Here is a 17,819-nt window from a genome sequence, read left to right as displayed (position 1 = left end):
CATCAGAGCCGAATGATCTCCTGTACCGTTAAAGAGGAGCAGCGGCGGATTCTCCGGTTTCCCGGCCGTTATGATGTGCATGATACCCTATTGGGTTGACACACCTACTTCCTTGTAGGCTATACTCTATCCGTCTAACAATCGGTCATAGGATTCATGGATAAGCCTTCCTTGGTGCCTACGGAATCGGTGATCATTACACATCGCAATAAATCCAATCGGTTTACGTTCTTGGTATTGGCGGTCTTGTGAGAATCTCTATGCTTTGCACGAACCCATGATCATCAAACTTGATAAACAACCACTCGTTTCGTCCATCTTCTTTTCCGGCCCCCAGATTATACACAGCATGATCGGTTTCATTCACGCTCCACATGGCATTATCGTTAGCACCGAGAGCATTCATGATCTCCGCTTGCGTTAATCCGATCAGATCATGCTCCTTCAACATCGCATCGACCATCTGTGCGCGCTGTTCCGGATAACCGACCCATCGGTTATAGTCAAATCGATGCTCCGACTGAGTCTGTGATAAGGCATATAAAGAGAAAAATAATAGAATCACACCGATGCTTGCAGTAAACCACAAATGCTGTTTATGCAGCTTTATCCATGACACCCGAGCGATCATATAAAGCGCAGACCATAGCGTTATGATTGGCAACGAGGCAAACAGTACCGTGCCGAATGTCATTTCGGCTTGAAGGTGGTAGATGAGCCGGATCCCGATTCCATAGGCGATCAGGTAGAAAGCAGTGATAAGTCCGAGCACGAGGGCATGCGGATTCCATCTTACTTGATATTCAGATGACATTATCTCCTCACCCCCATTACATGCTAGCCGGTTCCTCACCGCGCACCATTCACAGCCAACTCAAAGCCTTCTCATTAGCTTCAATCCGAACTCCTACTGCATGCTGCCCACTTTATCCTCACCCGAAATGACCTTGCATGCAAACACAATGGTCAGATACTCCACCTGGTGTCCATTGCCATAGGTATACCGGCGCTCCTCTCCGCCGTAGACCCCGAGAATCCGTTCAGGAATTACGTCAAGGCCCGTCTCTTCCTTCGCCTCCCGGACCATGGCATCTGCTGGCAGCTCTCCTAATTCGATCGAGCCGGCGATTAATCCCCACTGGGACTCCCGGTGCTTACGCCCAAACAAAATATGACCTTGTTCATTCCGGATAATACCTGCCACGCTTGGCATAAAAATCAGCTGGTTCCCAATCTTCTCTCTCAATGCTTTGTAATAATCCGACATTCCCATTGCTGTGTTCAGCTCCTCTTTTGCAAGTTAAGATTTCTCCTCGAAAAACACGCTCAGAATAAGGACGGATTAAACACCGTTAACGGCAATATATTACCAGCCAGAAGATTGTCGGAAATCTGCCGCATTACCCCCGCGTCCCGATAATCGATGTGTCCACTAGTAAGATCCTGCAGTCGTACCCAGCGGCTATCCTGAATCTCATCCGGAGCAGGCCGAAGAGCCTCCCCTGCCATTTCCCCGACAAAGTGAAACAGGACGACATGACTGTTCAAGCTGCTAATAAACTCATATACGCCGGTGGTTCCCGTCAGCCGGACATCATATCCGGTCTCTTCCTTGACTTCCCGTACGGCAGCCGCTTGAATAGGCTCTCCCTTCTCGATTCGACCGCCTGGAAAGCTCCACTTATGCCTTACTAAAGGTTTATTCTCCTGAATGAGAAGTACCCTGTCTTCATGGACGATGGATACGTTGACCACCATTACTCTCCCGTTGTCTGCCATGTCTGATCCTCCTAGCGGCCTCATACCATAAAAAAACCGCCTATGGCCAAATGTCACGGGCGGGTTCTGAGGTGAGTTTTCATTATAATTGTTCGTCAAACTTCCTAGTTCTAAATAATTGGATGGATATCGCCAGTTTACCTTTAACAAACATGAATCGCAAGCATTCTCTCGATCCCCTATAGGAATCGGGCAGCCCCCGACCCTTCTTTCCTTTCCCCTCAGATCGTCTCCTTCTCACGAAGGAGCATCCACTTCCGGCCGAATGGATCGATTACATCCAAAAACCAGGCAAAGCCTTCATCCCGGCTCTCCTCAACCGCCGCACCAGCGGCTGATAGATAAGTGCGCAGCTCCTCGATTTCCCGATTGGTTTTGAAAATAAATGAAGCCTCGTAGGATGTGGCATTGTTACCCCGGGGAGCACATTCCAAGATCAGATTTGGACTGTTATATAATGTGAGCATGTAAAAGCCCGGTTCTTCCATTAATGTCTTGAAACCAAAGTATGTACGATACCAGTCCGCAGCAGCGTGAAGCTCCGTCTCAGGAAAGGTCATGCGGATATCCTCTAAAGTCTCAAGAACAGGCTCATCCGTTTCTTCCTCCATCGCATATGACAGAGGGATCGGCTTGAATCCCCCCTCATAGAACAGGGCCTTCACCTCGCCTGCATGAAGCGCTCGATTGTAAATACGAAGATCGTCAATACTGCCCCGAAAGAAGAAGTAAGGTTCGTCCGTCGATTTTCTGCCAATATACAACGGCTCTTGATGACAAGGCGTAAAGCTTCCTGGTCGTTCTGAGCTCAGAATGCCGTTTACGTACATCCGATACCGGGAGACTGAATAGGTAACCACCACATGATACCACTGATCCTTTACAATCTTGGCCGGGAATGAGAGATCCGGCTCACGCAGGAAGCCGTGTAAGACGATGCCCGTATCCTTCGTGCTAAGCTGAAGAACCCGATTCCGGTTATGCCCGTCCTGAGAGAGGATAGCGCTATGCCAGCCCCGGAACACGGTCTGCTCGTCATAACGACACCACACGGAGATCGAGAATGCTTCCTGAGGAAGAGTCGGCGGCTGCCTAATCTCAACGAAACTTCTCTTCCCATCCAAAGTCAAGGCACTCTCTTTTCGACCGAACCGATCCGGGCCGTAGCTTACCTCTGACTGCAAACCATGGTGCCCGCCGCCGCTGCTATCCTTAACCTCCTTGTTAAACAGATATTCAAGGATAAGCCCGCTGCGCAAATCAATGGCATATTCCGACCTGCCGAATAATTCATCAATCGTGATGCCAAACAGATCAGCAAGCAGCGGGATGAGCATAATGTCCGGACAAGACTGTCCATTCTCCCACTTACTGACCGCTTGATAGGTAACCCCGAGCCTCCCGGCCAGCTGCTCCTGTGTCAAACCGAGCTGTTTTCTGAGTCTGACAATATTTCCGCTTATCACATTGTACGCCTGATCCATCTTGCAAGACCACCACACTTTCCTTTGATGAATCCACTATTACCAATGCCTAATCGAAGGTGTATAACGCGGAAGTAGAGCAATCGCTCTCCCCTTCTCAACTTCCGGTTGAACTGTTGCAAACAAACAGCCGCCCACAGGTTCCCTCCTTCAAAAGCTCTCATACCTGTTCCAGCAGCTCCGGCAGCATGTCCAAATGCTTCGCAAGCCAGTCCATTTCCCATGCAAAACGGGCAGGCGGCCCTTGATGCTCAAGAATGTTAGCGTTGACCCACCACACGCTCTCCATATACCACAGCCAGCGAATGCCTTGAACGAGATAGCCTTCCGGCACTTCCCGTTCTTCACGGTAGCCTTCCATAAAGGCGGAAACCAAGACTACATCCAGCTCCGAATGGAGCGCGCATGATAGGACGGCGCGTGCGATATCCAGCTGCGGATAATCGTAGTTGAGCCGGTCAAAATCAAGAATGGCCGCCACCCCTGCAGGTCGAAACAACAAATTATCGACCCACACATCGCGATGAGCCCATCCGGGCTGCATGGGGTTCAACTCATCCCGAAACCGTTCCGTTGCAGTATACTGGGTTTCCAGGGCCGTGAGTACTTCCGGGATCTCACTCTCCGCGGCTTGCTCCATGACTCTCTTCCAATAGTCAAGACGCTCCATGCGGCTAGGGGGAACGAATTGCGGCTTGTCCTTCACTCCGAGCGAGCCATCGTTCAATACCCGATGCATGAGGGCGACCTCTCTCCCCAACGCCCGCATTTGATCGGCATTCGTTCCCCCGGGAGCAACCAGCTGCCCTTCACAGAATTCCATAACCATGAAACGCTCGCCCTGATCCGACTTCAGGAAATAACGTCCCTCATTCGTAAGCAACGCCGGGCATTTCACCCCTCTAGTTCGCAAGCGGATCTGCTGTGAGAACGCCATCAGCAGCACTTCCTCATCATACAGCTTAAATCGTTCCCGGTTATATTGCTTCAGAAGATATGTCCCCTGATCCGTCTCCAATTTCCATTTCAGATTCAGCCAGCCCCGGCGAATCGAAATCGCCTCATGAACGACAAGACCCATGTCGCGTTGAATCGAAACAAGTAAATCCTCCAAAATCATCCTATCCGCTTGAACCTGCTCCACCGTTATAACCAACTCCTACCGAGCATGTTTTTTTATCACACAGGACCTATTCTTCATGGAGACGTTCCGCTCCTTCTGATCATTAACGTACCTGCGAAGCTTACAATATATAAAAGCGGTCAAAACCTAAAAAAATGTAAATACGACGCCCCGCCAACATGGGTTATGATAAGGGCGAATAAGAAAGGAGGTGGGCCTTCGTCATCGGAGTGATCGAACGTCCATAAGATAAAAGGAGGAAGAGGATGAATGAAGTGGGCAAGGAGGATAACCCCAATTATGATCGTGCTCATGTTACTTTCGACCGGATCGCTGGCTGCAGCAGGAGAACCGTATGCAGCGGAAGATACAGAAGCTTCATCTGGCCCCTTGCGGATTATGAGCTTTAATCTGCGCTATGCGGCCAATGACAGCCAGCCTTGGGAGAAGCGGCGTCCCGTTATGAAGCAACTGATTTTGAACCAGCAGCCGCACATCATCGGGACCCAAGAAGGCCTACACCGACAAATCGTCGATCTTGAGTCTGACCTTCCCGGTTATGACTGGATCGGCGTTGGACGGGAGGGCGGAAGCTTAGGGGAGTATATGGCGATTTTTTATAACAAGGAACGGCTGAAGCCCCTGGAGCAGTCCCACTTCTGGCTGTCGGATACGCCTCAGATCATCAGCTCGGCAAGCTGGGGCAACCAAATTCCGCGCATGGTCACTTGGGTTCGTTTCCAGGACCTGCGCAGCGGCAAAACCTTTTATATGGTGAATACGCATCTTGACCATCAATCGGAGAACTCCCGTCAGAAAAGCGCTGAGCTGATCATGGATAAGCTTGCAGCCTTTGACAAGGACATCCCGGTTGTGATCACCGGGGACTTCAATACGCGGCCGGGCAGCGAATCGCATTCGATATTTACCGGCAGCGGACTGATGGACGGTCATCTCAGTGCCAAAAAACGGACCAACGATCACTTGGGAACGTTCCACAATTACAAGGATCCCACCGGTGGAGGCAGCGATAACCGCATCGACTGGATTCTGCACAGCACAGGGTGGAATGTCCTGCACAGCACGATCATCGACGAGCACGAGAACGGCCAGTATCCAAGCGACCACTATCCTGTCATGATCGAAGCCATCCTGCAAAAAGCAAGCAAAACAACCGAGGATACGGTGCCGAAACAGCCCTTGACGCCCCCCCTTCACATCACCGAGGTGGTTGCGAACTCGAACGAGCAGGGGAACTACAATTATGTCGAGGTGTTTAATCCGACGGACCGTACCATCGATTTGGAAGGATATCAAATCTATTACTACTACGATCCTGCCCGGCCATTCGATAAATCCAAATCCAATCGCTGGACGATCACGAAGGATCAGTACAGTACGGACACGACCCTGCGCCCAGGTGAAACCAAGGTCATCTGGATTAAGAAACAGCCCTGCTGTTATGAGCTGACGATGCAGGATTTTCTAGAAAACTACGGAATTACCGAAGAGACATTGGACCCGTCGCAGCTGCTGGCCGTCTTCACGCCCGGGAATAATCAAGGTTTGAACGGTACGGCTACGAACGGCCGCGCATTAGGGATTGCGTCCCCGGCAGGCACTCATCAGATTGGGATTATGTACAATAACGGAGGGCTCGATGTCGGAGTCAACGAATCCGTAACCTATCTCGAGCCCGAGTCGCTGTCAAGCCTGATGCAAAAAGGCGCAACGCATCAGCTTCCTACGCCGGGAACACCATAATCCTCCCGGATACGCCCTGTCCGAAGCAGGCTTCAGCCTTTCCCTTTTTAAAAGGAAAACATCCCTAAACTTTCAATCCCTGCAGGGGAGCTAAGGGAAAGCGGATCCTTAATAAGAGCCTAATAATGACTAAAAAGCAGGCTAACACAAACCTCCCCCTCAGCGGTCGAATCGACCCGCTGCAGGGGGAGATAAGTGTTCCAAGCCATCCTGCCGCCAGCCATTCATTGCATTGTTCAACCCGCATTTAAGGTTTTCATAAAGCCTCGTTTGGCTCCGGCAAATCCGATCGACTCATAGAAGCGATGGGCATCCGCCCGCTCGTTGCTCGAAGCCAGGATCATATAATTGCACTGATGCTCTTCGGCAAAACGCTGCAGTTCCTGCATTAATCCTTTCCCGACTCCTTTCCCTTGGGCATCTGGTGAAACGACGACATTCTCAATGAGCAAGAACGGTTTGCAGTTCCCCACAAGATCTATGCATACGATACCCATGGCAGTCCCGACCAGCTTCTCATTCCGATAAGCGCCGGCTACATAATATTCCGGCTTCGCGGATAGTCGTTCGATTTGCTGCTTCATCGCTTCTATATCGGATTCCTTCCCGACAAATTCTGTGAACAATGCGGATAAAACCGCTGCATCTTCTGTCGTTACCCGATGATACGCTATTGTCATAGTTTCATCCTCATTTCGCATCAATCTAGTTGTCCTTCGATTCATTTCCAGCGCTCAGGCTGCCCGAAAGATCAAGCTTGGCCACAACCTCCCCCATCGACCAAGGCATGATTCCGATTTCCTCGAATCCCGCTTGCGCATAGAGTGCGCTGGCATGCTTGTTATCCGGGTGATAGCTCAGCATGATAACATCGGTTCGGTCTGGTTTCGATCGAATTTGATCGACAACCTGATGGAGGGCTTGCCTGCCATACCCGCGCCCTTGGTATTTCGCATCGATCATCAATCGATAAATCCAGTAGTTACCGTCATCCTCATCCGGTCCATACATCGTAAATCCGACCATCGTCTCTTCCGCATAAATAGCCATCGCCACAAATCCCTCGAGAAACTGAACCTGGGCGATTGAATAAAGATTAGAGGCAATAAAGCCGGCCTGCTCCGGCTTGGCTTTTAGTTGAATACACGCTTCCCAGTTGTTCGCATCCACCGGCCTAAGCTCGATATTCATGGAATCCCCCTTGATATGCGATCATGTGTTTCAGCCGCGATCACGTTCATTTATTCCAATGAAGGAAATCGGCCTTTAAGCACATCATAGCATAAGGGAGCCCTTCAAAGCCGGGATCAAACGGTTTAAAAGATACCTAACCTGTGTGCAAGGAGAATGAAATATCCAGGGTATCTTTTCAACAACAAACCGATAAATCAACATCTGGCCAAAATACATCGTTCCGTCCCTCTGCAGATCTAATATCGTCGTGTTGTTTGTTCATGATTATCCAATTTCCACCCTAGCGTAGCACATCTTCTATAAACCTCTCATTTAATATATGGAAATCCTATTTTCATATATTGAGGTGAAGCCAATGAGTCAAGTCAATGCCGTTCCTCAGCCAGACCTGGTGCTGATCAGCTGGTCAAGAAACCCTCTGGTTCCCGGCTCCGCCCGCCGAATCGTCGCAGCCCGCGTGATCGGCAGCGCTGCCCCTTGCCGCAGCGATTTGAGACCGAATGCCCTGCTTCGTACAGCGCTGGCCTGCTTACTGGATAACGATGTAGGATTTAAAATCGTATTCCGCAAGCAAACCTCCCCGATTAGCGGGTACCTGTTGTTACAGCGTGAAAGATAATCACAGAAGGAGCAGCATGATGCTGCTCCTTCCGCTGTTTAAGGCTGCAATCCAATAGACATCCAGGGACGATGCAAAGGAGGTCGTGAGCAACTCCTCCTACCTCAAATAAGCGTTCGCCTCATCAGGCAGAGTCAGTTTAGGAGGCTCGTTCGTAGGCCTAGTCGACATTTGTTCATGGAAATCTCTGAGCTATTCTTTACGATTCAAATCCTGCAGTTGTTGATTCAGCTGGTCAAGCGAACGCTGCATCCGCTCCATTCGGCGCAGCCCGGAATATTGGTTGCTTATGATGCCTGCCAATCCTACGAACAATAAAATAACAATTAAAGTCATCATTTCGCATTCATATCCTTTCTATCAATCGTTTCTATTAAAATACTAAATTTACAACATTATGCAAATTCTACCCTTCCATTACATTACATCATATCATACTTCCTTCCCAAATTTGATTCAGATTGCCCAGGAAATATTACGTCAAAAAAAGCCTGCAAGGCTAACCGTTTCAGGTGCTTGCAGGCAAATTTTCTCCATTGAAATGGGTCTCCGTTATTTCGTTTTGACAACATGGACCGCAATCTTTTCCAGCTGCGATTGACTTAGAGAGTGATCCGGAGAGCTAAGCGTGACGAATCGGTCATCCAATTGAAAACCGAGCAATGCGGTATCGTCCGGTGTATACCATTTTGCCTTCGTACCGTTGGATAAAGTGACCGGCTTGCTATCATAACCGTGCGAATAGTCTCTTGGCGAGATATTGACCGTCATGTGCTCGAACATGATGTTAACTCCATCCCCCGAGGCCCCCGTTTTACGATAGGCGTCCCCTTTCACCATTTGAGCAGGAGCATACGCTGTTTCAAAGCCATCGAATTTTGCGAACGCATTCCGGATTTCCCGCAGCTGCGTTTCACTGTATTGTACAGGTACAAGCTCGTTGGACTGACCTTGATCCGTCCCGGTCCCGATCACCACTTGCCGGTTCATTGCATCATACCGAACCGGTACGTCCAGCACATCCGCAATCGCCCGCACCGGCAGATAGGTCGTATTTTTATACGTGATTGGCGTCATATTTTTGCTCGTATCATAGACCTTGCCATCCACTTTGATGCTGATGCTGTGGTTCAAGTACGCAGTAATTTTCTGCAGATTTGCCCCTGCAAATACGCCAGCAGCTCCACTTAAGGTCATTCCCAATACAGCCAGTGTTATGATCGATTTTTTATGCTTCATGATCTCATCATCCCTTTCTGATATAAATATAATCCATATTTTTACATTTTTTTATTTTGGAACAATCATCTAAACTCAACAACCTGTGTCACCAGCAAGCTCTCCTTATCCTCCGTCGTAATTCCAAGTTTCTTTCCGGAGGGGCTCCAGCTGAGTGGGTATACAGGGTGCGCTGCCGGATGAACCGATGAATAGTAAGGGGCCAGCCAAGTCACCTTCCCGGAAGCCGTGTCGAACACATATACGCCATTCATCCCGCTCTCATTCTCGGAATACACATCGAAGGCAAGTTTTGTTGAATCCGCTGACCAAGATACATAGGATATCAAGTTCCCTTTGCCGATCAGGGAGCCCTGCAAGCTGCCGGACGCGTCATAGATCAACAGCTCACTGCCCTCATCCCCAGCGGACTCCGCCGTCGTCGTTACCGCGATATATTCGCCATTCGGGGAGATTTCGAAGCTCCACACATGATCGATCAAATGCACCGGCTCCGTCTGACCAGGTTCAATAACCTTAAGAACATGGTTCATATCCGTGTAATAGATCCGCCCCTTGCTCGCACCGAACGAAAGGTAGGATTCAACATGCTCATCCTCAATTTGCATGACCGAATAGGAGCCGTCTGATGCAATAAGCCGGACATCCCCTCTCCCTTGCATTGAACCGGCAGCCAGCACGTACGTATCTGAATCCAGCCAGCCACCGATCTCCATGTAATTGTCGCCTTTGATCGTTATAAGCTCTCCTGTTTGCAGATTCTTGATAAAATTGTCGGCCGTGTACTTATCCCTCCACTTCTGGATGAAGCTGTGTTTTCCATCCGGCGAAACTTGTTCTTTGACGAGTTGTGATGCGGGCGGCTGTATCTCCCGCTTCGAAAGCTCGCGGTGTTCACCGGTACTTAAATTCACGGTCGCCGAGGTGTACGCAAATTCCGGCTCCTCCGTTTCGGCAGCCTCCTTTACCATTTCCGTCACTGTAATTCGAACCTCGTCCTTCGACAGCCATGCTTCGATATTTGCAGCTGATATCCGATGCGTTCCGTCCACTATTAGCTGCTGATCATTTGGCCCGGACGATCCCTCCACGACCGTAAGTTTACGATCCCCTTGCCTGCCTCCCGAATCCGGTGCGCTCTGCTCTGGAGGTTGACTGCCGCCCGGTTCGACAACGGTCAGCCGTCCCTGCGACTGGCATGCTGCGATCAACGACATGACGACAAACGTGGCGAGCAGCCTCAAACCAAGTGGTCCTACATGACGCTTCATAAGCTGGTTCCTCCTATGCCCTTTGCCAAGGAGCTCGGCGCTGTCCTCTTAATCCGGCAGCCGCCGTATGTTTCCCTGCCTGAGCTTAAGTATAAAGAACGGATATCTCCAAAACATATCCGGCTTGTAACGAACTTGTAAACATCGCTGATCATCCAGCGGTAACGATCCAATAAAGATAAAAAAAGCCCAGACCTTAATACAAGTCTGAGCTAACTCTCGAGCAAATAATCCGGTGCTGTATCGGGCCGGTGAATCGGAAGGGTAACGGCAAAGGCAGATCCTTCTGGGCCTGAATGCATCAGCTGCACGGTGCCGTGCTGTTTCTCGGCCAGGCTGCGTACAAGCGACAATCCTAACCCCGTCCCGCCGCGGGCTCTCGACCGGTCGCTGCTTACCGTGTAGAACGGATCGAAAATCCTGTCCTTGGCTTCCTCCGGTATGCCGATTCCCGTATCTTTGATCGTAATGACCATTTGCTCCGCGCCTTGCGGGTCCACAGCGCGGTGATTGGCAATCGTTACGGTTCCGCCGGGCTTGTTGTATTTCACCCCGTTATCCAGCAGATTCAGCACGATATGCATCAAATTGTCCGGATCTGCCCAAACCGTTCCTTCCGTCAGCGAGGTATGAATGGTCACGCTCAGTTGCTCCGCCTTGGCTTGAAGTCGTTCAGCAGCCTCATGCAGGATGGGCACGATCTGAACGATTTCGGCCTTTGTTTGAAAATCATAAATATCCAGAGACGACAGCTGAAGCGACTTCTCCACCAGGCTGTACAGCCGGCCCGCCTCCTCGCGAATCCGCTCCCTCGCTTCCTCCAATAAATCCGAATCGTCCCGGTACATTTCAAGCAGATCCGCGTATGCGATAATGGAGGTGAGCGGGGTTTTCAGTTCATGGCTGATGTTCCCGATAAATTGCTTCTGCTGCTGTTCCAGCTCCTCCAATCTTGCAACGGCCTCAAGCAGCTTCTGCTTCTCCTCCGTCAGCTGACGGACCGAGGAGGAGATTCTGCCGCTCATCTCGTAGATGCCTTGAGCCAGCTCGCCAAGCTCATCCCCCCGCCTTACCGTCGGTTCGTTCAGATACTCTCCTTCGCCGATCTTCTGTGCGGCCCTATTCAGCTTGCCGATGATATGCGCCTGACGCCATACGTACAGATAGCCGATGAGGAATCCGGCAATCAATACCGCCGCTCCGGTGACGACAAACAATCTCTGGATCCGATGATAGAATGCATGCTGCTCCGCAAGGGAGGCGTGAAACTGAATGGTACCGATCTGCTCGTCCATCAGATAGAGGGGGGCCAAGTATAATAGCTGGTCGCCTTCCGTTATGTAAGCCGACCTTCCTTTCGCCGTATAGGTCAACGCATCCTGAACATCCGCCTTCGGCTGAAACGGCAGCGACGTGCCGGCAAGCGTACCGTCAAGCTTATACAGCGTGACCGCCATCCCGCTTCGGGCGCCGAGATCCACCGCCAGCTGCTGGCCCGACAGCTCCATATAGTCGTCCGGCGAACGGTTGGCGTTCACTAGATAGTCCTGATGCGTCCGTACATTGGCCGCCTCCGCTTCCTGAGCGAATGTATGCTCCAGACGGACGCGCTGGTCCTCCCTTATGCCTGCGAGCACCAGCGAGCTCAGCACGACGAGAATCGAGATGAGGAGCAGGGCAAGCAGAAGCGCCGCCTTCCATTTCAGGCCAATGCGCAGCCGGGCTTGGCTCATGACGGGTTCTCCGTGCTTTTGTAGCCGATCCCGTATACGGTCTGAATGACTTCATGCCAATCGCCCAGCTTTTTCCGAAGGCGCTGTACATGAATATCCACCGTTCGCGTTCCGCCCGCAAATCCCATATCCCACACCTGCTCGAGCAAATCTTCTCTGGAAAATACCCGCTCCGGATTTCGCGCCAGCAATGCCAGCAGGTCGAACTCCTTCGGCGTCAGCTCCAGCTGCTTGTCATCGGCCTGAACGGTACGGCTTAACAAGTTAATCGACAGGCCGGCAAGACGGACGAGCTTCTCTTGAGAAGCAGGCGCTTCTGCCGTTTCATGCGCTCGGCTGCGCCGGGACAAGGCTTTAACCCTGGCAATAAGCTCCCGCATATCAAACGGCTTGGTCATGTAATCATCGGCGCCGAGCTCCAGGCCCAGCACTTTATCGACAATGTCATCTTTTACCGTCAACAGCAGGATCGCCGGCCGCTGACGATCGCCAAGCCGCCGGCATACATCATATCCGTTAAGCTTCGGCATCATGACATCAAGCACCATGACATCCGGATCGAACGATTCGACGCGATCAAGCGCCTCCTGACCGTCTCCGGCCGTTTCAACCGTGTGGCCTTCCCTGCGCAATGCATAAGCAATCGCGCTGGCTATACTAAATTCATCATCTACGACAAGTATTTTTGTCATCAGCTTAATGAGCTCCTTTTTACTCGCCTTTCGTTGCTCTATGTATAGCATATTTGTGAGCGGATTTCATCTTTCGTTTGTTACGCATCCTTTGACCCACCAGACAATTCGACATACAGACGGGTTCCGCGTACAGCAATAAGTCCTTTCTCCACACGATCAGGATATCCCCCGTTTTCGGTTGTTGGCATGCTACTCCCCTCCGATATCAAGCTGGCGCACCCAATCCGAATCTTGCCTGGCCCTCTCAATGACGGAGCGGATAAAATCATCCTTCCCGTTCGTATAGCTTACCCGGTCATGCTTAAACTGTGCCTCAAGCTCCTTTTTTAAGTTAAAATACTGTTCGCGCGTCGCAGTATCCTTTTTCAAATACTCCCTAAATAAAAGTTGATCAGCCCAGTGCTTCCCTTGATACCGGTAGATATGCAGATGATGCGTCCCGGCCCGCCACAGGCCCCGTCTAAAAAACATACGCTCAGGGAACTCCGGTTTGGGGACATATTCGTAACCGATCTGCTCCAGGCGCCGAATATAGCGCTCATCCACTAGCCCCAGTTCACTAACGCCTGCCATGATATCAATCGTCGGCTTGGCTCCCAATCCTTGAACCGCTGTACTGCCGATATGTTCGATGCGGACCTCAAGACCTGTCATAGCGGACAATATCTTTATTTTTTCTTGCGCAAAAGCATGCCGCCATTCCGGCTCGTAGTCCATGACTACAACCTCTTCCATATTAGTCCTCCTATATTAAAGAGCGCTTGATTCGATCACCATCATTCTGTGAGCTCCTGACAGCCCAAAAAAATTCTTCACATCCGCCTCCGTCGTATCTTCAACCGCCTCCAGACACACCCTTGGACATTCCCTTGGAACATAATAGTGCGGAGCGTGATGGGCATCGATCGCCCAGGCTCATCGTGCTGGCTGTATAGGACTCTCGGTTCGAACCTCGTAATACCCGAATCCTCACTGAAATGATAAAGCACCTCATTCCCCCTCTTCTTCTGATTGCTCTTCCTGCTATTTTAAATCGTACGCTTTAGCTTCATTTCAAATGACGGCTTCGTTATGTATTCCATATAAGCGATCGTACCGGTAAACTCCAGATAAGCTTGGAACCGTGTACGGATCGCCGGTGCCGTTATGTATTGGAGAACGTCCGATTGCGGTACCCAGCGGCAGTCCGATGTCTCATCCGATGTGCACAATTCCCCTCCGCTATAGGTACACACGAAATCCATCATGACTTTTGTCGGTACCATGTCCACCCCGTTGTATCCCGGGTAAGTTGACGTATTGGAATACACACCGATCAGATGGGAAACGGTGATATCGATACCGCTCTCCTCCTTGATCTCCCTCATTAATGCTTCGATCAGATTTTCTCCGACTTCGACTTGCCCTCCGGGAAAGACCCAGCCATTTCGGACCTTGACCAGCAAAATCTCGCCTTTCTTATTCTCAACGATTCCGCCAACGGCAACAATATGGGTTGGCATGATCATGGCATTCGCCTCCGCTCGTTATTCTTGCTTATCATCAGCTTTTCGAGGAATAAACCTCATTGTAATTCACGATGGCTCCAGGGGAATGCTCTTCATCTAAAATGCGAAGCAGATGTTCTCCAATCTCGGCAGTAGACAGCAGCTGCCCTGATTCAAAGGCCTGGGAAAATGCACCGGCCAGCTCAAACTGCTTCTCATCCTGTCCTCTGGCCATGCTCTGCATTTCCGTATCCACCATGCCGGGATTGACGGCAATAATCTGAACCGGGTTCTCTCGGCTTGCTTGCTCTGCCCCTACGCACTGCGTGAACATATTCAGCCCGGCTTTTGCGGTACAATATGCGCTCATGGAAGGAGCGGGGTATACCCCCGAACCCGAAGAAATATTCATTATTTTCCGCCGTGCCTTATACCTGTTTGTTTGGTTCAAAAAGCAAGAGGTTAGAATCATCGGCGCAATAAGGGTGATTTGGACATTCTTCGCAATCTCGGCTGCGCCGCATTGTTCAATTTTCCCGAGTGGTTCCAGCATCGAGGCATTATTAATGAGGTAGAGCGTATCTGTATCCGCAAGCTCAATGCTTCTTATGATATTCTCCATGAGCTGCTCGAGACCCGAGGGGTCACTCAAGTCATACACATAATGAGTGTAACGCTCATAACGATCCAGTGTCATCGAATGGTTTCTCGCAATTCCGTAGACGGCATGTCCCTGCTGAAGAAGCATCAGTGCAAGCTGTCCTCCGATCCCTCTCGACGTGCCCGTTATAATATAGTGTCTTTGGCTCATCTTTCGCACCTCCATTTTATCTCATCCAACCGCCTTGCATGCTTTTCATCAAACATGTTGCCCTCGCGCTGGATGGAGACCTTCTGATTGGATGAATATTCCACACCATATGGATTTCCAGTTTCAATTGCTATTCTCCTGCCTGTGGCCTTCGTAGATTTCGATGTCGCCCTTAATCTTGGGCACCCTGCGAGATACATTCTTAGCAATTTAGAAGAAACCGCCGTGCTGCGGCTATGGTACGATGGGATCAGTAGAAACCCATTCCCGTAGATTCGAAAGGAGCTGCATCTGATGAATCCCACCATTCAGAGGATATCGCCAAACCTGTGGTTCAACAACGAAGCTGAGGAAGCGGCACGTCATTACGTTTCAATCTTTAACGATTCTAAAATTACAAGAGTTACGCGTCACGGGTCGGAGCAGAACGAACATCACCCGGTGGAAGAAGGCAGCGTCATGACGGTGGAATTCCAGCTGGAGGGCCAGCAATTCGTCGCTTTGAACGGGGGGCCCCAGTTCCATTTTACAGAGGCGATTTCATTTATCGTCCATTGCGAGAGCCAAGAAGAAATCGATTATTATTGGGAGAAGCTTGGGGAAGGCGGAGATGAAAAAGCCCAGGTATGCGGCTGGTTAAAGGACAAATTCGGCGTGTCCTGGCAGGTTGTCCCTGCAAATCTGAGCACGATGATCACCAATCCGGATCGGGCGAAAGCGGAGAGAGTCATGAGCGCGCTGCTGCAGACCAAAACCAAAATTGACCTGCGAGCATTAGAGGAAGCTTATGAAGGGTAAGCGATGAGTAAAGGGTGCCGAGCGGCACCCTTTACTTTTCCAGATCATATTACGGAACGCCTGCAGCTGGCAAACGGCCCATGGCTTGTCATCGATTATAAGTTTCGATTGTGTAGAATCGGTTCCCTTCACTTTGAAAATATTCGCAAACGAGAGCAATCGTTCCGCATCAGCCGCTGTAATCATCTTGTCTCTGTCCTCCCAGCTTAAGGCAATGGGTAATGTTCAAGTGCTGCGGAGATTCTGAGAAACCCAAGCTGATGTAGAAATCCCCGGCCTGCGTCTGATCCGTTCGCAGAACCAGCCAGCTGTAATGATCAGCGGCCGCTTGGATGACTGCTTGCATCAGCATTCTCCCGACCCCCTGTCTCCGAAATTCCGGCAGCACATACATTCTCCGCACCCTGCCGGTGTCCCCGCCCGAATCGGGCGTTTGATTCAGCCCGCAAATGCCGATGATTCGACCTTCGGATCTGCATACGAACAATGCTTCATGATTGCGGTCAAACCGGTTAACACCAGAGATATACTCATCCACGAGCCGGCGGATATGCCTGAAACCTTCCCTGCTGCTTTCGGATACCAGCTCATCTAATTCACCAGGATGGAATCCCTGAACTTGATAGACCTGCATCTGCTTCCCTCCTCTAATCAGCCTTATGTAACCGTCCATGGTTCCGCCCCCTGTTCCATCTTGATCTGCAACGGTGAATCATCCAGAGCACACGTGTATACGGTATTATTATACTTCTTCTTTAATTACGAAATGGCTTCCGATATCACTGCCAGGTCAATCGCTTGTTTTTGAAAAAAAACTCCTCCAATAAACCTGGCGGGCAGCCCACGTTTATTGTAAGGAGTGCTCTTCATTTCTTCCGGTCATAGCCGGATCTTTAGCTCATGAATATTCTTCCGCAGCCATCGCGGCTGCCTTCGTCTCATGCACGGTGCCAAAGGGATGCTCCGGAGGCGCATAGATTACATAGACTTTCAGAGGCTTATTGCCTGTATTTGTTACGTTGTGCCACTTTCCGGCCGGGATCATGATCGCATCATCGTCACGAGCTTTCTTCACAAAGCTCAAGTTGTTCCTCGTATCCCCCATTTGGACAAGCGCTTCGCCCTCTTCGATTCGAATGAATTGGTCCGTCTTTGGATGGACCTCAAGACCAATGTCACTGCCAACATCTATACTCATCAAGGTGACTTGAAAATATTTCCCCGTCCATATCGCTGTACGAAACGTGTCATTTTGTTTTGTAATTTTTTCAATATCGACAACGAAGGGTTTCATGCCCTGATCCGTCAATACCTCCTCGTGCATAGCCCCAAACCGTTCCGCATACTCGATCTCACTGGTGGCAGCGTGCACAAACACCTCTTGAATAGCAGGGTTACGATAGGATGATCCCTGCTCCTGGTATGTTTTATACCCCTCGATTCCCGACTCGTACGCCATGTTCAACCCTTCTAAATAATGACCAAACGCAGCGTGATTAATGATCTCGCCATCAGGCTGATTGCCGGTAAGCGCAACATAAAGATTCATAAATTGATTTAGCTGCCTGTTTCTGTGCTGTAAAGCCTGAGCAATCTGCCTCTTATGGTTGGGAGTCGGCGCTGCTTCTGCCAATTTCGTATACAGGTCAATCACGGCGCGCTCTCTTCGTACACTCGAAAGAATTGCCTCCGATATTTGATAGAGCTGATCGGATTCGATTTTATTCATAATGTGATTAATTCATTCCTCTCCGCGGGTGTTCATAAACCCATCGTATGCCTAGTTTTTGCAAATGTTCCTTGAATTTCAGGTTCCGACGGG

Annotated in this window: 21 protein-coding genes; 3 read left to right on the top strand and 18 right to left on the bottom strand. The window is 50.4% G+C overall.

Annotation, left to right across the window (positions count from 1 at the left end; translation table 11 throughout):
- Positions 1-223: 223 nt before the first annotated feature.
- The 5 genes from NST44_RS14915 to NST44_RS14895 form a co-directional block, all read right to left on the bottom strand.
- Positions 224-814 carry a hypothetical protein gene (locus NST44_RS14915; RefSeq protein WP_251537429.1) on the bottom strand — a complete coding sequence of 197 codons (591 nt, stop codon included), beginning with the start codon at positions 812-814 and terminating at the stop codon, positions 224-226.
- A gap of 93 nt (positions 815-907) precedes the next feature.
- Entirely contained in the window at positions 908-1,273 is a 366-nt protein-coding gene (locus NST44_RS14910; RefSeq protein WP_210094743.1) for an NUDIX domain-containing protein, read from the bottom strand.
- Between the two features lie 53 nt (positions 1,274-1,326).
- Positions 1,327-1,779 carry an NUDIX hydrolase gene (locus NST44_RS14905; protein WP_210094744.1) on the bottom strand — a complete coding sequence of 151 codons (453 nt, stop codon included), beginning with the start codon at positions 1,777-1,779 and terminating at the stop codon, positions 1,327-1,329.
- Between the two features lie 221 nt (positions 1,780-2,000).
- Positions 2,001-3,263, bottom strand: a complete 1,263-nt coding sequence (locus NST44_RS14900; RefSeq protein ID WP_251537427.1) for a LamG-like jellyroll fold domain-containing protein — start codon at positions 3,261-3,263, stop codon at positions 2,001-2,003.
- Between the two features lie 160 nt (positions 3,264-3,423).
- On the bottom strand, positions 3,424-4,407 hold the full coding sequence (locus tag NST44_RS14895; protein ID WP_251537425.1) for a phosphotransferase: 984 nt from the start codon (positions 4,405-4,407) through the stop codon (positions 3,424-3,426).
- Between the two features lie 279 nt (positions 4,408-4,686).
- Between NST44_RS14895 and NST44_RS14890 the strand changes: the two genes are divergently transcribed.
- Positions 4,687-6,150 carry an endonuclease/exonuclease/phosphatase family protein gene (locus tag NST44_RS14890; RefSeq protein ID WP_340900020.1) on the top strand — a complete coding sequence of 488 codons (1,464 nt, stop codon included), beginning with the start codon at positions 4,687-4,689 and terminating at the stop codon, positions 6,148-6,150.
- A gap of 236 nt (positions 6,151-6,386) precedes the next feature.
- Here NST44_RS14890 and NST44_RS14885 read toward each other — a convergent pair whose 3' ends face one another.
- Together NST44_RS14885 and NST44_RS14880 are read right to left on the bottom strand one after the other, a co-directional pair.
- Positions 6,387-6,830: a GNAT family N-acetyltransferase gene (locus NST44_RS14885; RefSeq protein ID WP_210094747.1), complete on the bottom strand. Its 444-nt coding sequence runs from the start codon at positions 6,828-6,830 to the stop codon at positions 6,387-6,389.
- Between the two features lie 25 nt (positions 6,831-6,855).
- Entirely contained in the window at positions 6,856-7,341 is a 486-nt protein-coding gene (locus tag NST44_RS14880; RefSeq protein WP_340900019.1) for a GNAT family N-acetyltransferase, read from the bottom strand.
- Between the two features lie 358 nt (positions 7,342-7,699).
- Between NST44_RS14880 and NST44_RS14875 the strand changes: the two genes are divergently transcribed.
- Positions 7,700-7,963, top strand: coding sequence for a hypothetical protein (locus NST44_RS14875; protein WP_007127941.1), 264 nt, complete (start codon positions 7,700-7,702; stop codon positions 7,961-7,963).
- Positions 7,964-8,155: 192 nt separating this feature from the next.
- Here NST44_RS14875 and NST44_RS14870 read toward each other — a convergent pair whose 3' ends face one another.
- The 9 genes from NST44_RS14870 to NST44_RS14835 form a co-directional block, all read right to left on the bottom strand.
- Complete coding sequence (locus tag NST44_RS14870; RefSeq protein ID WP_007127940.1) at positions 8,156-8,302, bottom strand: hypothetical protein; 147 nt, start codon at positions 8,300-8,302, stop codon at positions 8,156-8,158.
- 213 nt (positions 8,303-8,515) lie between these two features.
- Entirely contained in the window at positions 8,516-9,202 is a 687-nt protein-coding gene (locus NST44_RS14865; protein ID WP_007127939.1) for a stalk domain-containing protein, read from the bottom strand.
- Positions 9,203-9,267: 65 nt separating this feature from the next.
- Entirely contained in the window at positions 9,268-10,473 is a 1,206-nt protein-coding gene (locus tag NST44_RS14860; protein WP_340900018.1) for a WD40 repeat domain-containing protein, read from the bottom strand.
- A gap of 212 nt (positions 10,474-10,685) precedes the next feature.
- Positions 10,686-12,206: a sensor histidine kinase gene (locus tag NST44_RS14855; protein ID WP_340900017.1), complete on the bottom strand. Its 1,521-nt coding sequence runs from the start codon at positions 12,204-12,206 to the stop codon at positions 10,686-10,688.
- Positions 12,203-12,898 (bottom strand): response regulator transcription factor, encoded by a 696-nt coding sequence (locus tag NST44_RS14850; protein ID WP_007127936.1) that lies wholly within the window; start codon positions 12,896-12,898, stop codon positions 12,203-12,205. The genes NST44_RS14855 and NST44_RS14850 overlap by 4 nt, the downstream gene beginning before the upstream one ends.
- A 192-nt stretch (positions 12,899-13,090) precedes the next feature.
- Positions 13,091-13,636, bottom strand: a complete 546-nt coding sequence (locus NST44_RS14845) for a GrpB family protein (RefSeq protein WP_210094753.1) — start codon at positions 13,634-13,636, stop codon at positions 13,091-13,093.
- Positions 13,637-13,651: 15 nt separating this feature from the next.
- On the bottom strand, positions 13,652-13,807 hold the full coding sequence (locus NST44_RS31070) for a DUF6886 family protein (RefSeq protein ID WP_373872039.1): 156 nt from the start codon (positions 13,805-13,807) through the stop codon (positions 13,652-13,654).
- A gap of 122 nt (positions 13,808-13,929) precedes the next feature.
- Positions 13,930-14,409, bottom strand: a complete 480-nt coding sequence (locus tag NST44_RS14840; RefSeq protein ID WP_144870211.1) for an NUDIX hydrolase — start codon at positions 14,407-14,409, stop codon at positions 13,930-13,932.
- Positions 14,410-14,443: 34 nt separating this feature from the next.
- Positions 14,444-15,199, bottom strand: a complete 756-nt coding sequence (locus NST44_RS14835) for an SDR family NAD(P)-dependent oxidoreductase (RefSeq protein ID WP_144870209.1) — start codon at positions 15,197-15,199, stop codon at positions 14,444-14,446.
- A 294-nt stretch (positions 15,200-15,493) separates the two neighbouring features.
- On the opposite strand from NST44_RS14835, the gene NST44_RS14830 reads away from it, so the two are divergent.
- Positions 15,494-15,997: a VOC family protein gene (locus NST44_RS14830; RefSeq protein WP_210094755.1), complete on the top strand. Its 504-nt coding sequence runs from the start codon at positions 15,494-15,496 to the stop codon at positions 15,995-15,997.
- A gap of 169 nt (positions 15,998-16,166) precedes the next feature.
- On the opposite strand, the gene NST44_RS14825 is transcribed toward NST44_RS14830, so the two are convergent.
- Complete coding sequence (locus tag NST44_RS14825; RefSeq protein WP_210094756.1) at positions 16,167-16,631, bottom strand: GNAT family N-acetyltransferase; 465 nt, start codon at positions 16,629-16,631, stop codon at positions 16,167-16,169.
- 264 nt (positions 16,632-16,895) lie between these two features.
- Complete coding sequence (locus NST44_RS14820; RefSeq protein WP_210094757.1) at positions 16,896-17,726, bottom strand: cupin domain-containing protein; 831 nt, start codon at positions 17,724-17,726, stop codon at positions 16,896-16,898.
- Positions 17,727-17,819 lie beyond the last annotated feature (93 nt).

It is taken from the genome of Paenibacillus sp. FSL W8-0919 (assembly GCF_038003785.1).
GTDB classification, from domain to species: domain Bacteria; phylum Bacillota; class Bacilli; order Paenibacillales; family Paenibacillaceae; genus Paenibacillus_AQ; species Paenibacillus_AQ lactis.
This window is presented reverse-complemented; position numbering and strand designations above follow the sequence as displayed.